This window comes from uncultured Dokdonia sp. (genome assembly GCF_947496725.1).
Classification (GTDB): Bacteria; Bacteroidota; Bacteroidia; order Flavobacteriales; family Flavobacteriaceae; genus Dokdonia.
Genome location: NZ_CANMDS010000007.1, coordinates 69521 through 83566 on the forward strand (window position 1 = coordinate 69521; position 14046 = coordinate 83566).

Annotated in this window: 10 protein-coding genes; 8 read left to right on the forward strand and 2 right to left on the reverse strand. The window is 38.4% G+C overall.

Features of this window, described 5'->3' with window-relative positions; genetic code table 11:
* Positions 1–11 precede the first annotated feature (11 nt).
* The 6 genes from Q0948_RS14060 (at position 12) to Q0948_RS14085 (ending at position 8656) form a co-directional block, all read left to right on the forward strand.
* Positions 12–770, forward strand: a complete 759-nt coding sequence (locus Q0948_RS14060) for a Kdo domain containing protein (protein ID WP_298354150.1) — start codon at positions 12–14, stop codon at positions 768–770.
* A gap of 124 nt (positions 771–894) precedes the next feature.
* Positions 895–2175, forward strand: coding sequence for a DEAD/DEAH box helicase (locus tag Q0948_RS14065; RefSeq protein WP_298354147.1), 1281 nt, complete (start codon positions 895–897; stop codon positions 2173–2175).
* Between the two features lie 269 nt (positions 2176–2444).
* The gene (locus Q0948_RS14070; protein ID WP_298354143.1) at positions 2445–3659 is read left to right on the forward strand and encodes a DUF4856 domain-containing protein; all 1215 of its coding nucleotides are present in this window, start codon (positions 2445–2447) and stop codon (positions 3657–3659) included.
* A gap of 69 nt (positions 3660–3728) precedes the next feature.
* On the forward strand, positions 3729–4850 hold the full coding sequence (locus Q0948_RS14075) for an imelysin family protein (RefSeq protein WP_298354140.1): 1122 nt from the start codon (positions 3729–3731) through the stop codon (positions 4848–4850).
* 7 nt (positions 4851–4857) lie between these two features.
* On the forward strand, positions 4858–6237 hold the full coding sequence (locus Q0948_RS14080; protein WP_298354137.1) for an HTTM domain-containing protein: 1380 nt from the start codon (positions 4858–4860) through the stop codon (positions 6235–6237).
* On the forward strand, positions 6218–8656 hold the full coding sequence (locus tag Q0948_RS14085) for a TonB-dependent receptor (protein ID WP_298354135.1): 2439 nt from the start codon (positions 6218–6220) through the stop codon (positions 8654–8656). Before Q0948_RS14080 ends, Q0948_RS14085 begins: the two co-directional genes overlap by 20 nt.
* 89 nt (positions 8657–8745) lie before the next feature.
* Here Q0948_RS14085 and Q0948_RS14090 read toward each other — a convergent pair whose 3' ends face one another.
* A complete protein-coding gene (locus Q0948_RS14090) occupies positions 8746–8991 on the reverse strand; it encodes a hypothetical protein (protein WP_038600477.1) in 246 nt (81 codons plus the stop codon).
* Positions 8992–9321: 330 nt separating this feature from the next.
* Here Q0948_RS14090 and guaB point away from each other — a divergent pair, with 330 nt between their 5' ends.
* Positions 9322–10794: an IMP dehydrogenase gene (gene guaB / locus Q0948_RS14095; protein ID WP_038600485.1), complete on the forward strand. Its 1473-nt coding sequence runs from the start codon at positions 9322–9324 to the stop codon at positions 10792–10794.
* A 105-nt stretch (positions 10795–10899) separates the two neighbouring features.
* On the opposite strand, the gene Q0948_RS14100 is transcribed toward guaB, so the two are convergent.
* A complete protein-coding gene (locus tag Q0948_RS14100; RefSeq protein WP_298354127.1) occupies positions 10900–11955 on the reverse strand; it encodes a T9SS type A sorting domain-containing protein in 1056 nt (351 codons plus the stop codon).
* A gap of 427 nt (positions 11956–12382) precedes the next feature.
* Here Q0948_RS14100 and Q0948_RS14105 point away from each other — a divergent pair, with 427 nt between their 5' ends.
* Positions 12383–14017, forward strand: coding sequence for a CTP synthase (locus Q0948_RS14105; RefSeq protein ID WP_298354124.1), 1635 nt, complete (start codon positions 12383–12385; stop codon positions 14015–14017).
* The last annotated feature ends 29 nt before the right edge of the window (positions 14018–14046 follow it).

Sequence of the window (14046 nt, forward strand, 5' to 3'; positions counted from 1 at the left end):
ACTTTTACCTCGTGAAACACACTTTTTCTGATACATATACAGGCGAGCAAGAGGAGATTTGCGCAATGATTGCAAATTTTGATACGCAAGGAAAATCCTTTGATGAGCGTGATCGTAACTCACTTAAACTATTTAATATAGGTGATGAGACGATTAATGTAAAGTCATTTAAAGTTCCTCACCTTGTAAACAAAATTGCTTATAAATTTTTTAGAAGCTCAAAGGCCGAACGCTCATTTACTTACGCACATAAGTTGCTGGATAATGGTATTTTAACTCCTGCGCCTATTGCTTATTTTGAAGAAGAAACTATACTCTTTGGCCATAGTTATTATGTAAGTAAGCATCTTAAGTACGATCTTACATATAGAGAGCTCACAACCGAAGGTATTTACAAGGGTAATAAAGAGATACTGGCAGCCTTTGCAAAGTTCACGTATACACTTCACAATAAAGGCATACATTTTCTAGATCATTCTCCTGGTAATACGCTTATAGTTATCAATGATGATGGCTATGATTTTTACCTCGTAGATCTCAATAGGATGAATTTTGGACCTATGGATTTTGAAACTCGTATGGCAAATTTTGCACGCCTTTCATATAATGAGAGTGATATTGCTATTATGGCAAAAGCTTACGCGAAAGAAAGTGGAGAAGATCAAGAAAAAGTTTACAAAGCTATATGCAATGCAACTCAGTCTTTTCAAGAGAAATTTCATAAAAAGCAAAAGCTCAAAAAGAAGCTAAAATTCTGGAAGAAAGCATAAAGTTGCGTCTATTGTATCTAGATTAATTCTTACTAGAGATATTAAGACAGCAAGTCGTTATTTAGTTCTACCTTCGCGATTATATAGAAGTGGCTGCATATAGGTCATTTCAGAAAACCTATTTATGTCATTTAAATCTTTGGGGCTATCTGACGCCCTGCTCAAAGCTGTGAGCGAAAAAGGCTATACAACGCCATCACCTATTCAACAAAAAGCAATTCCAAAAGTACTAGAAGGTAAAGATGTTCTTGCCAGTGCTCAAACAGGTACCGGTAAAACCGCAGGCTTTACACTACCTATGTTACACAACCTTATCGCAAACCCGCGACAAGGTAGGCGCAAAGTAAGAGCGCTTGTACTTACACCTACTAGAGAGCTAGCTGCTCAGATCTATGATAATGTGCGCGAGTATAGTAAGTACGTAGATATTAAATCTACAGTAATTTTTGGTGGAGTAAACCAAAATCCTCAAGTACGTACCATACGTCAAGGAGTAGATATCCTTGTGGCAACACCTGGGAGACTACTTGATCTTGAGAATCAAGGCCTACTTAGTCTTTCTGATATTGAGTTCTTAGTACTTGATGAAGCAGACCGTATGCTTGATATGGGGTTCATACACGATATTAAAAAAGTATTAAGACTAGTGCCTGCAAAGAGACAGAACCTGCTTTTTAGCGCTACTTTTAATAAAGATATTAAGAAACTTGCAAGTAGTATACTTACAAATCCGGTACTAGTAGAAGCAACACCAGAAAACACAACCGCCGAAAAAGTAGACCAGAAGACGTATAGAGTAGATAAGTCTCGTAAGACTGAAATGCTTATAAAGTTTATTAATGAAGGTAACTGGGATCAGGTACTGGTATTTACGAGAACAAAGCACGGTGCAAACCGTCTTAGTCAAAAACTAGATAAAGCAGGAATAACATCTGCAGCTATACACGGTAATAAAACACAAAATGCGAGAGTAAAAGCACTTGCAGGTTTTAAAAGTGGTAAAATAAGAGTGCTTGTAGCAACAGATATTGCTGCACGTGGTCTTGATATTCCATTACTACCTTATGTTATAAACTACGAGCTTCCTAATGTGCCAGAAGATTATGTACATAGAATAGGTCGTACGGGTAGAGCAGGAGCTAGCGGCCAGGCTATATCTTTAGTAGGGGTAGATGAGGTTGCTTATGTACGAGGTATAGAAAAACTATTAGGAGAAAAACTTCATAGCGAGGTGCTAGAAGGTTTTCAACCTACAGATACAATAGAGCAACTTAAAAAGGAGGCAGCCGAAAATAAAGCGCGTCACCAGCAAGGGCGCCGTAATAGTCGTAATAACAAACCATCTGGTAATAGAGGTGGAGATACTTCTAATAGCCGTTCTAATAAGTCTAGAAGAAGAAGATAGGTATATAGTTTTTACGAAGAATTTAATCAAAAGTCCTCTTGAAGATAAACAAGGGGACTTTTTTTTGGACTTTTCATAAATTTTGAAAATCATTAAGTAGGTGTTTAATCTATTGATAATAAGTGGTGTGTGTGGTTAATTGTGTTATGTAGACTTGTCTTAACAATTTCTTATTCTTATTTATTCTAAATAAAGTTGTGTAGACCACTTCTCTCTATTATTTTTGCCGTCGTAAACAAATTTACTATTTATAATAAGTCTAAATAAAAATGAAGAACTACTTACCAATAGCACTAGCACTTACGACAATTGCATTTACATCTTGTGAAGATGATGATCCAGTAATAACTGATGGAGGTACAGATATAGAAGTGACGGCACCGGCTACATACTCTTTTGAGAGAGATGGAGAGAGTTCTGTAAGCTTTTCTGGTCAAACTACTAGAATACAAATGGCTCAAGAGCTTGTAAGCGAGATGAGCGATTTTGACAATGCAACTGTAGCGTCACTATCTAATATGTTTTCAAATGAAGAAAACCCTTTTGAGAACGAAGATTTAAATGCTTCAGATAAAAGTATAAAGAGCAAGGTTGCTGCATCAGCAGATTATTATGCTGGTAATACTGCAGCATCTGCAACAGTAAAGGCATTTTTTGAAGCACGTCTTGCAGATCAAGTAAACGAAGTTTTTCCTGCTCAAAACACAGTTGCTACAGAAGGCGTAGCTGGACAAATTGCAGATGGAGAGAGTACAAGATATGTAAATGCTCAAGGTTTTGAGTACAACCAGATAGTTGCAAAGGGACTTATAGGAGCTCTTATGATAGATCAAGCGCTTAATAACTATTTAGGTACGGCTGTTCTTGACGAAGCTACTAATGTGGAAGATAATGATAACGGTGTTGTAGTAGAAGGGAAGTCTTATACTAATATGGAACACAAGTGGGATGAAGCATTTGGTTACCTATACGGTAATGCTGCAGATGCGGCAAATGCAAATGCTACAGCAGGAACAGATGACAACTTCCTTAATAAGTACTTAGGTAGAGTAGAAGGAGATGAAGATTTTGCAGGAATTGCTCAGGAAGTATTTGATGCTTTTAAACTAGGTCGTGCTGCTATTGTAGCCGGAGATTATGAGCTTAGAGATGAGCAAGCAGAAATATTAAGAACAAGATTATCTGAAGTAGTAGGAATACGTGCTGTATACTACTTACAGCAAGGTAAAAATGCGATAGAGGCAGAAAACTTTGGTACAGCTTTTCACGACTTATCAGAAGGATTTGGATTTGTATATAGCTTACAGTTTACACGTAACCCTAATACAGATGCACCTTACCTTTCTACAGAAGAGGTAAATACATTTATTAGTCAGCTTACAGCAGATAATGGTTTATGGGATGTTACTCCAGAAACACTTGATGCTATATCTACTGCTATTGCGGCACAATTTGATTTTACAGTGGAGCAAGCAGGAAGTTAATTTGAGTTTGTATGTTTTCAACAAGGGAGCCCATTGGCTCCCTTTTGGTGGTAAAAAGAAGAATTAATTATGAAAAGAATTTTTGGAATACTAGCAATTTCGCTATTCATTTATGCCTGTGGAGGAGATGACACTACAGTAAGTACAGATGATACAGATACTGTAACTCCAGTAACTTTTGATCGTAGTGCAATGCTCACAAACTGGGCAGATAATATTATAATACCAGGTTATCAAGACTTTGTTGCAAAAGTTAATACGCTAGAAGCGCAAGTAGCCTCATTTACAGATACGCCTAGTGACCTTACCGCGGTAAGAGCAGCTTGGCTAGATGCATATACCACTTGGCAACGTGTATCTATGTTTGAAGTAGGACCTGCAGAGACGGTTAACTTACGTCTTAATGTAAATATATACCCGGCGAATGTTGCTACTGTAGAAGATAACATCACAGCAGGATCTTATAACTTAGATCTTTCTTCTAACAGAGCAGCCAAAGGTTTTCCCGCAATAGACTACTTACTTTATGGTCTAGGTGAAGACGACGCAGCTATACTTGCAATATATAATGGTACTAATGGTGATGCTTACAAGCAATACCTTCTAGATATAATAGCAGATATGAAAACTCTTTCAACCACAGTACTTAACGAGTGGGAAGGAGATTACAGAGATACTTTTATTGCAAACGATGGTGCCTCTGCAACGGCATCTACAGATCGTTTTGTAAATGATTATATCTTTTATTTTGAGAAGCACTTAAGAGCAGGAAAAATGGGTATCCCTGGAGGCGTGTTTTCTGGAAGTGTTGAGCCTAATAATATAGAAGCACTTTATGCTGGAGGTGTCTCAAAAGATCTTTTTATAGTAGGACTTAACGCTACACAAGATTTCTTTAATGGTAAAGCATATAACAGTAGCGCACAAGGTGAGAGCCTTGCAAGTTACTTAGATGAACTTAATGCAATAAAGGATGGGGCAGATTTAAGCGAGATAATTAACTCTCAATTTGATGTCTCAAGAACTGTAGTTTCGGCTTTAGGTAACTTTGAGCAGGAGCTGGCTATAAACCCTCCTACAAATTTCTTAAACGCTTATGATGAGGTACAACGCCTTGTGCCATTACTCAAAGTAGATATGGTAAGCGCTATGAGTATAAGCATAGACTTTGCAGATGCAGATGGTGATTAGATAACTAATGAGTACACGCATAACAACATATTTTAATACCCAAAGAGAGGCCGCACCACTAGCGGTCTTTCGTGTGTTTTTTGGTGTACTAATGTTTGCGAGTATTGTGCGCTTTTGGAGTTATGGATGGATAGAAAAATTTTATATCACTCCTAGCTTTCACTTTACTTTCTACGGGTTTGAGTGGGTGAGACCCTTAGGTGATTATACCTACTTACTTTTTGCCATTTGTGCATTAAGTAGTCTTTTTGTGATGGTAGGTTATAAGTACCGCTGGGCAATTATAATTTTCTTTTTGAGCTTTACTTACATAGAGCTTATGGATAAGACAATGTATCTTAACCACTACTACTTCATAAGTATGTTGAGCTTCTTGATGATATTTCTTCCAGCTGGAGCTTACTTTTCTGTAGATGCTATTACGCTTTCGCGAAAGCGTAACACAACCCCACCACAATTCATCCCTGCTTGGACTATTGATAGTATAAAACTGCTTTTGGGTATTGTTTATGTGTATGCTGGTCTGGCAAAACTTAATAGTGACTGGCTCTTTAAAGCGATGCCGCTTAAAATATGGTTACCCTCTAAATTTGATATACCCGTCATAGGCAATCTTATGGGTGAGGAGTGGGTTCAGTATGCCTTTAGCTGGTTTGGTGCGGGTTATGACTTGTTTATTCCCTTCTTTTTACTGTATAAAAAGACGCGTCCTTATGCCTTTGTAATGGTGATAATCTTTCACGTGCTTACACGCGTGTTGTTTCCTATCGGGATGTTTCCTTATGTGATGATTGTAAGCGCACTTATCTTTTTTGACGCAGCGTTTCATAAAAAGATTATTTACGCTTTCGCGAAAGCGTTAAAATACCCCACAGCACTACTTAAAACGAGTAGGCAATACGTTGCTAGTTCTGCTATTTCAAAAAATTACGCGGTTGCTGTTGTTGTCATATTCTTTGTGATACAGATATTATTACCGTGGCGATACCTGGCTTATCCTGGTGAGTTATTCTGGACCGAAGAGGGTTATCGTTTCTCCTGGCGTGTGATGCTTATGGAAAAATCTGGGTATGCTCAGTTTAAAATTGTAGACGGTGTGACGGGCAGACGGTTTTATGTAGATAACACAGATTTTTTGACTCCGTTGCAAGAAAAGCAAATGAGTTTCCAGCCAGACTTTATTCTCGAGTATGCTCACTATCTTCGCGACCATTTTGAGAGTCAAGGCCATCAAGAGGTACAAGTATATGTTGAGTCATATGTTGCTCTTAATGGGAGATTGAGTACAACATATATAGATCCAGAGGTAAATCTGGCAGAAATAGAAGATTCTTTTAAACACAAAACGTGGGTTACCCCATTTACAGATGAGATTAAAGGTTTATAATACACTTATTTTTATACTTATAGCAACTACTGCCATTGCTCAAAGCAGCCTGAGCGGTACGATCTCTTCTCAAGATGGGAAGGCGCTAGGAGATGTTGAGATTTACTTAAGAGAAGCAAATCAAGTAGCTAGTACAGATGCGTCTGGAAAATACCGTTTTGAAAATATAGAAAACGGCACTTATAACCTCATCGTTTTTGGACTGGCCTATGAACTTGTAGAGCAACAAATACGTATAGAAGGAGAAACTGTAAAAGACTATACACTTACACCACTAGGTGAATCCCTAAGCGAGGTAGTACTCACAAGCCGAAGAGAAAAGATTTTTGCCTTACGATCTCTAAAAAAAGTAGAAGGAACTGCAATTTATGCGGGTAAAAAAAGTGAAGTAGTATTGGTAGATCAACTTACGGCAAACCTTGCTGCAAATGCCCCGAGACAAATATATAGCCAGGTAGTAGGCCTTAATATCTACGAGAACGGCGATGCAGGGTTGCAGCTAAATATAGGTGGCCGTGGTCTAGACCCTAATCGCTCTGCAAACTTTAATATACGACAGAATAATTATGACATAAGCGCAGATGTGCTGGGGTACCCAGAGAGTTACTATACACCACCAGCAGAGGCGCTTAAAGAGATACAAGTAGTGCGTGGTGCTGCATCTTTACAGTACGGAACACAGTTTGGCGGATTGATAAATTTTAAATTCAGAGAGCCCGTAAAAGACAAGAAGATTGAATTAATATCAAGGCAAACCGCAGGCTCGTATGGATTGCTTACCTCTTTTAATAGCCTAAGTGGTACGATAGGTAAATTGAGCTACTACACATATTTTAACTACAAAGAAGGTGACGGCTGGAGACCTAACTCTCAGTTTAATAGTCGTAATTATTTTGCACACGTGGCATATGAGTTAAGCGAGCGCACTACACTTACGGGAGAACTTACCCTTTTTAATTATTTAGCAAAACAAGCTGGAGGTCTTACAGATGCTCAATTTATAGAAAACCCTGACTTTAGTAACCGTGATCGTAACTGGTTTGATGTAGACTGGAAGGTGTACTCATTGCGTCTTGATCACGCTTTTAGTGATAAAACAGATTTTAGTTTAAATGTATTTGGACTTGATGCACAACGTAGCGCCGTAGGTTTTAGAACTAATAGAGTATCACAGCCAGATGATGTAGAAGAGCCTAGAGAACTTCTTGTAGATAATTTTACAAACTGGGGAGCAGAGGCAAGATTACTTAGCAGGTATCGTATAGGTGATAAGGATGCGGTCTTCTTGATAGGAAGTAAGTACTATGATGCTAGTAATAGCCAGCAACAAGGACCTGGAACTACAGCTGCCGATGCAGATTTTAGTTTTGCAACAGAGCAGTTTCCTAATTATGAACGACAGGCACAGTTTGATTTTCCTAATAAGAACTTAGCGGTTTTTGGAGAAAATATCTTTAATCTTACAGATAGATTTACGGTTACACCAGGCTTTAGATTTGAGTATATAAAAACAGCAAGTGCTGGTTCTTATAAAGACATCGTGTTAGATCTAGCAGGTAACGTGCTTGTAAATCAAGACCTGGCAGATAATCGTGATTTTGAACGTGACTTTTTATTATTGGGACTTGGTACTACATACCAGCTATCTCCTGCTGTTGAGTTGTATGGTAACTTTAGTCAAAACTATCGTTCTGTTACTTTTAATGATATACGAGTGGTAAATCCATCTTTTGTGGTAGATGAAGATATTAAAGATGAAGAAGGCTTTACCTTAGATATAGGGGCAAGAGGTCGCATAGATAATAAGTTTGCTTATGATGTAAGTGCCTTTGGTGTGCGCTATGATGACCGTCTGGGAGAAGTGCTTTTTGAAGATACAGATGGTAGTATAAAAAGGCGTCGTGGTAATATAGGCGATGCTTTTATTTATGGTCTTGAAGTTTTTACAGACTGGAACCTACGCAATACTTTTTTTGAAAGTCATAAAGAGTTTAAACTCAATTTATTTACAAACCTCGCGCTTACTAGTTCAGAGTATCTTAGTTCTGAGGAGATTGGGGTAGAGGGTAATGAGGTAGAGTTTATACCAGATGTAAATTTAAAAACAGGATTAAATTTTGGTTATAAGAACCTTACAGCAAGTGTTCAATATACGTACCTCACAGAGCAATTTACAGATGCTACAAATGCGCCACAAGATGTAAATGATAATCAGCGTGGTATAGAGGGGAGTATTCCCTCATATGGAGTGTTAGATGTTTCGGCAGCTTACTCTTGGAAACAGTTTAAGTTAGAGGCCGGACTTAATAATGCACTTGATGAGTCATATTTTACAAGAAGAGCAACCGGGTATCCTGGTCCTGGTATTATACCTGCAGAGCCTCTCACATTTTATACTACATTACAGATTAAATTATAAGCCTGTCTTTTACGAGATATGCTACATATAACAAAAGCCCTCTCATAAAGGTATGAGAGGGCTTTTGTTATTTATTAATAAGTAAAGTACTAAGCTTGTGCTTGTGGTGCCCACGATGCACAGAGCATACCTGGTGCAGCAGTTTTTGGGTTTGCACAATCACTTTCTTCATAGCGCTTGCAAGTAACACAGTTACGGTCATCCTTAAGAGCAGCCTTCATTTCAAAGCTGTCACAGGTATATGCTGAGTTTACGTGTACTTGGTGCTTGTTACAATAATTATCGTCTTTAAGTTGATCACAGTTTATACAGTTATGTGCGAGTTTAATAGCCATTTTTTTCTTTTTTTAAGTTCGTATTCTTTCCTAAAGTTATGAATAAAGGATGTTTGAAAATTATAAATAACTGTTAATCAGGTTGTTTGTATTTAGATTGAGTAAGAATAAAGAGATAGTTGCGGTAAAATTGTTTCAAAATTTCTTAGCGATATTCTATTTAAATCACTCATTTTAAGTGTCTTAAATGTAGATTTGATAGATGGGCGAGTTATATTGATTAATTAAGCGTATCTTTGCACGCAATTAATTGTTAGCGTGGATTTATAGTAGTACGCTTTCGCGAAAGCGTAAAAAACTCCACTCTCACCTCTTAAAACAATAATTGCTATGACTGCACACGAAAATAAAATTCTAGGAGAAGGGCTCACCTATGACGACGTACTTCTAGTTCCTGCTTTTTCTGAAGTATTACCTAGAGAAGTAAGCATACAATCAAAATTTACTCGCAACATCACTCTTAATGTACCTATTGTCTCTGCGGCGATGGATACGGTTACAGAGAGTCGTATGGCAATTGCTATTGCTCAAGAAGGCGGTATAGGAGTATTGCACAAAAATATGACTATAGATGAGCAGGCTATCAAGGTGCGTAAAGTAAAGCGTGCAGAGAGCGGGATGATTATAGACCCTGTGACATTACCTCTTAAATCTTTAGTAAGTGATGCAAAGGCTGCAATGCGCGAGCATAGTATAGGAGGAATTCCTATTGTAGATGATAATGGAAAATTGATAGGTATTGTTACAAACCGTGATTTACGTTTTGAAAAAGACAATGACCGTCCGGTAAGTGAGGTGATGACATCAGAAAATCTTGTTACTGCAGCAGAGGGAACCTCTCTACAACAAGCAGAAGAGATACTTCAAAATCATAAAATAGAAAAACTACCTGTTGTAACAGGAGATAATACACTTGTGGGGCTTATCACTTTTAGAGATATCACAAAACTTACTTTAAAGCCTAACGCAAATAAAGATAAATTTGGTCGCCTACGCGTAGCAGCTGCTATAGGTGTTACTGGTGATGCTGTAGAGCGTGCTGGAGCACTTGTAAAAGCTGGAGTAGATGCTATTGTTATAGATACAGCTCACGGTCATACTAAAGGTGTGGTAGAGGTCTTAAAATCTGTAAAAGCATCTTACCCAGAACTAGATTGTGTGGTAGGTAATATAGCTACTGGAGCAGCAGCAAAATATCTTGTAGAAGCGGGTGCAGATGCTGTAAAAGTAGGTATAGGCCCAGGATCAATCTGTACAACACGTGTTGTTGCAGGAGTTGGTTTTCCTCAGTTTAGCGCTGTGCTAGAGTGTGCAGCGGCTATAAAAGGAACAGGAGTTCCAGTAATTGCAGATGGAGGTATACGTTATACAGGTGATATCCCTAAAGCGGTTGCCGCAGGAGCAGACTGTGTGATGCTAGGTTCTTTACTTGCAGGCACAAAAGAGTCACCAGGAGAGACTATTATTTATGAAGGACGTAAGTTCAAATCATATAGAGGTATGGGATCTGTAGAGGCTATGAAGCAAGGCTCAAAAGATCGTTACTTTCAAGATGTAGAAGATGATATTAAGAAACTAGTACCAGAAGGTATTGTAGGTCGTGTACCTTACAAAGGTGAGCTTAACGAGAGTATCCACCAGTTTGTAGGAGGTCTTAGAGCTGGTATGGGTTACTGCGGTGCTGGTAGCATCGAGGCTCTTAAAGAAAATGGACAATTTGTAAAAATTACTGCTAGTGGTATAAACGAGAGTCACCCACACGATGTGACTATCACAAAGGAAGCTCCTAACTATAGTAGATAGAATTTTTTTAATTACGCTTTCGCGAAAGCGTAATTACATATAGTGAAATAAAAAAAGAGCCGTCTCAAATTGAGGCGGCTCTTCGCATTAAAAATTGGGGACTTATTAATTTTTAATGAATCGTAGCGACTGGCTTGCTCTATCTCCAGTAAGTTTAAGGAAGTATACGCCTGTCTGTAAATCTGAAACATTAAGACTGGTCATAGCATTTTTAAGGTCAAATGACTTGACTACACTACCTACGATATTAATAATCTGTGCATTATGAATAGTCGTGTCTGTTGGGTTTGATACGGTTAGTGAGCTTTGAGCTGGATTTGGATAAATAGTGACACCAGTTTCTATTTGAGCAGTGGTAGTAGAGAGTGCTTCGGCATTTATTGCCCACTCTAGAGTGTTAGACATAAGTTGCGCAACATCAGAACTGCTTTCCCAAAAATCTGCTCTAGAGTCTGAAGAGGGTGGATAGAGGTTTATAAATGCGCGTCTCGCATCCATAGGACCTATGTTTTCTTTAGTAATCACAAGAGGAGATCCATCTGTCCACTCTGCAACTACCGTTGCGCCACTAGCAACATATCCTTCTGCATTATGAAAAGATGCCATACCACCATCTATAGTATTGACCTCTGTAAGTATGTAACTATCTGGCTGGTGAATAGTGCCTAGACCTAAAAAAGAGTCGCTAGCTTGCCCGCATTGCATATACAGTTCATAGGGAGACCAGTTACCAGTAATAGGTATGTTTGCAGTAAAAGTGGCATCTACTACAGAACCACCACTTTCTAAGTACTCTGCGAGCACATTGCCAAAAGCAACAGGATCATTAGGCTCATTATCTGTAAAGGTAAATACAGCGTCATATGCTTGTAATTCTTCTAATGTAGGCGTGGCAGATGTTGTATTAAATGTGACAACATCGTGTTTGCCTATAGTTTCAATTTTTTCTTCAATATCAAAAAGCCATACAGCGTGTGCGGGTGAGGCAGCTATAAGAACGGTGGAGCTAGAAGAACTACGTAGGTTCTGATTGCCATAATGATTTTGATAGCCAGTAAGTGTGTCAGAAATTTGTGTTGCAGAGCCGCTCCCCTGTGCGAAACTCTGAGAACCAATTAGGAGTAAAAGGGTCGTAAGTAATGGTGTTGTAATTTTCTTCATAATAAAAGAGATTAATTACGCAATTGCGTTATGAATACTAAGAATGATTTGAGGGTAAGTAAATTTAATCGGATAAAGTGTTAGTTCACAGGTGTTTAACCTATTTATTTAGTCCGAATACACTTACGTTAAAATGTTGAAAGTCAGAATATTACAAGTTAATAATCTCATTTTTTCATCAATACAACGTTTTAGTGAAAAAACTGCTGTTTTTCTTACTTGTATTATTTTAGTATGCTGAAAATCAGGAAAAAGTAAAAAAGTCAGATAAAGCGTAGAGAGGTGACTAAAAAGAATAGGTTTATAGAAGTCAGAATTTACAAGTTGGGTGCAACCACACATATATAAATATTGAGATTTTAAGCAGTACTCTCCTTAAAATCCCGTACTTTTACACCCCGTAAACGAACCTTCAGAAAAACCTTTAATGGCATCTACAAAATACATCTTCGTAACGGGCGGAGTATCCTCTTCACTAGGTAAAGGTATTATCGCAGCATCACTAGCAAAACTTTTGCAAGCGCGAGGATACAGAGTCACTATTCAAAAACTAGATCCTTATATTAATATAGATCCTGGTACACTTAATCCTTATGAGCACGGAGAATGCTATGTGACAGATGATGGTGCAGAGACAGATCTTGATCTGGGACATTACGAGCGTTTTCTTAATGCACCTACCTCACAGGCTAACAATGTTACAACGGGGCGTATCTATCAAAGTGTGATAGATAAAGAGCGTAGAGGTGAGTTTTTAGGTAAAACAGTGCAAGTAATACCTCACATTACAAATGAGATCAAGGAGCGTATCCAGATTTTAGGGAAGAGCGGAGATTATGATATCGTTATTACTGAGATAGGAGGAACTGTAGGTGATATAGAGTCACTACCATATATAGAGAGTATACGCCAGCTCAAATGGGAGCTAGGTAAAAAGAACTCGCTAGTTATACATCTTACACTTATACCATACCTTGCAGCAGCAGGAGAGCTTAAAACTAAGCCTACCCAGCACAGTGTAAAAACACTTATGGAGAGCGGTATTATGGCAGATATACTTGTATGCCGTACAGAACACGAGCTAGGGTATGATCTTAAGGCAAAACTTGCACGTTTTTGTAACGTAGAGCAAGAAGCTGTTATAGAGTCTAGAGATGCTAGTACTATATATGACGTACCAAACTTGATGCTTGAAGAAGGTCTTGATGCAATCTCTCTTAAAAAATTGGACCTGCCAGACGCTACACAACCAGAACTTACGAGATGGAATGAGTTTCTAGCAAAGCATAAAAACCCAAAATCTGAAGTAACGATAGGCCTTATAGGTAAATATGTAGAACTTCAAGATTCTTATAAATCTATACTTGAAGCATTTATACACGCAGGTGCAGAAAATGAGGTAAAGGTAAATATAGAGAGCATACATAGTGAGCATATCACTCCAGAGGTGATTAAAAATAAAATTGCAAACCTTGACGGTGTGCTAGTAGCACCAGGTTTTGGAGAGCGCGGTATAGAAGGTAAAATTAAGGCAGTGCAATATGCAAGAGAGCATAAGATTCCGTTTTTAGGGATATGTCTTGGTATGCAAATGGCAGTTATTGAGTACGGAAGAAATGTTTGTGAGTTTACAAAAGCAAACTCAACAGAGATGGACCCAAACACTCCGCACCCAGTCATAGATATAATGGAGGAGCAAAAGAGTATCACAGATATGGGAGGTACAATGCGTCTAGGGGCTTGGGCTTGTAAGCTTGCGCCAGATAGTATTGTAAAAGACGTATATGGCGATGAAATTATTATGGAAAGACACCGCCATAGATATGAGTTTAATGACGCATATCGTGAGCGATTAGAAAAAGCCGGTATGAAAATTACAGGTACTAACCCAGATACAGGTCTTGTGGAGATTGTAGAAATAGAAGATCACCCTTGGTTTGTAGGCGTGCAATATCACCCAGAGTATAAGAGTACGGTAAGCAACCCGCACCCGCTATTTGTAGCGTTTGTGAGAGCAGCCGTTAGTTATGCTCAAGACAGTACGCGTGCCAGTATGGCATAAATAAACCCTTTGGCGAGTAAATTGCTTTG

Excerpts from the sequence above, each read along its gene's own strand:
- Q0948_RS14065 (WP_298354147.1), top strand. The coding sequence starts at position 895 with ATGTCATTTAAATCTTTGGGGCTATCTGACGCCCTGCTCAAAGCTGTG.
- Q0948_RS14070 (WP_298354143.1), top strand. The coding sequence starts at position 2,445 with ATGAAGAACTACTTACCAATAGCACTAGCACTTACGACAATTGCATTT.
- Q0948_RS14075 (WP_298354140.1), top strand. The coding sequence starts at position 3,729 with ATGAAAAGAATTTTTGGAATACTAGCAATTTCGCTATTCATTTATGCC.
- Q0948_RS14080 (WP_298354137.1), top strand. The coding sequence starts at position 4,858 with ATGAGTACACGCATAACAACATATTTTAATACCCAAAGAGAGGCCGCA.
- Q0948_RS14085 (WP_298354135.1), top strand. The coding sequence starts at position 6,218 with ATGAGATTAAAGGTTTATAATACACTTATTTTTATACTTATAGCAACT.
- Q0948_RS14090 (WP_038600477.1), bottom strand. The coding sequence starts at position 8,991 with ATGGCTATTAAACTCGCACATAACTGTATAAACTGTGATCAACTTAAA.
- guaB (WP_038600485.1), top strand. The coding sequence starts at position 9,322 with ATGACTGCACACGAAAATAAAATTCTAGGAGAAGGGCTCACCTATGAC.
- Q0948_RS14100 (WP_298354127.1), bottom strand. The coding sequence starts at position 11,955 with ATGAAGAAAATTACAACACCATTACTTACGACCCTTTTACTCCTAATT.
- Q0948_RS14105 (WP_298354124.1), top strand. The coding sequence starts at position 12,383 with ATGGCATCTACAAAATACATCTTCGTAACGGGCGGAGTATCCTCTTCA.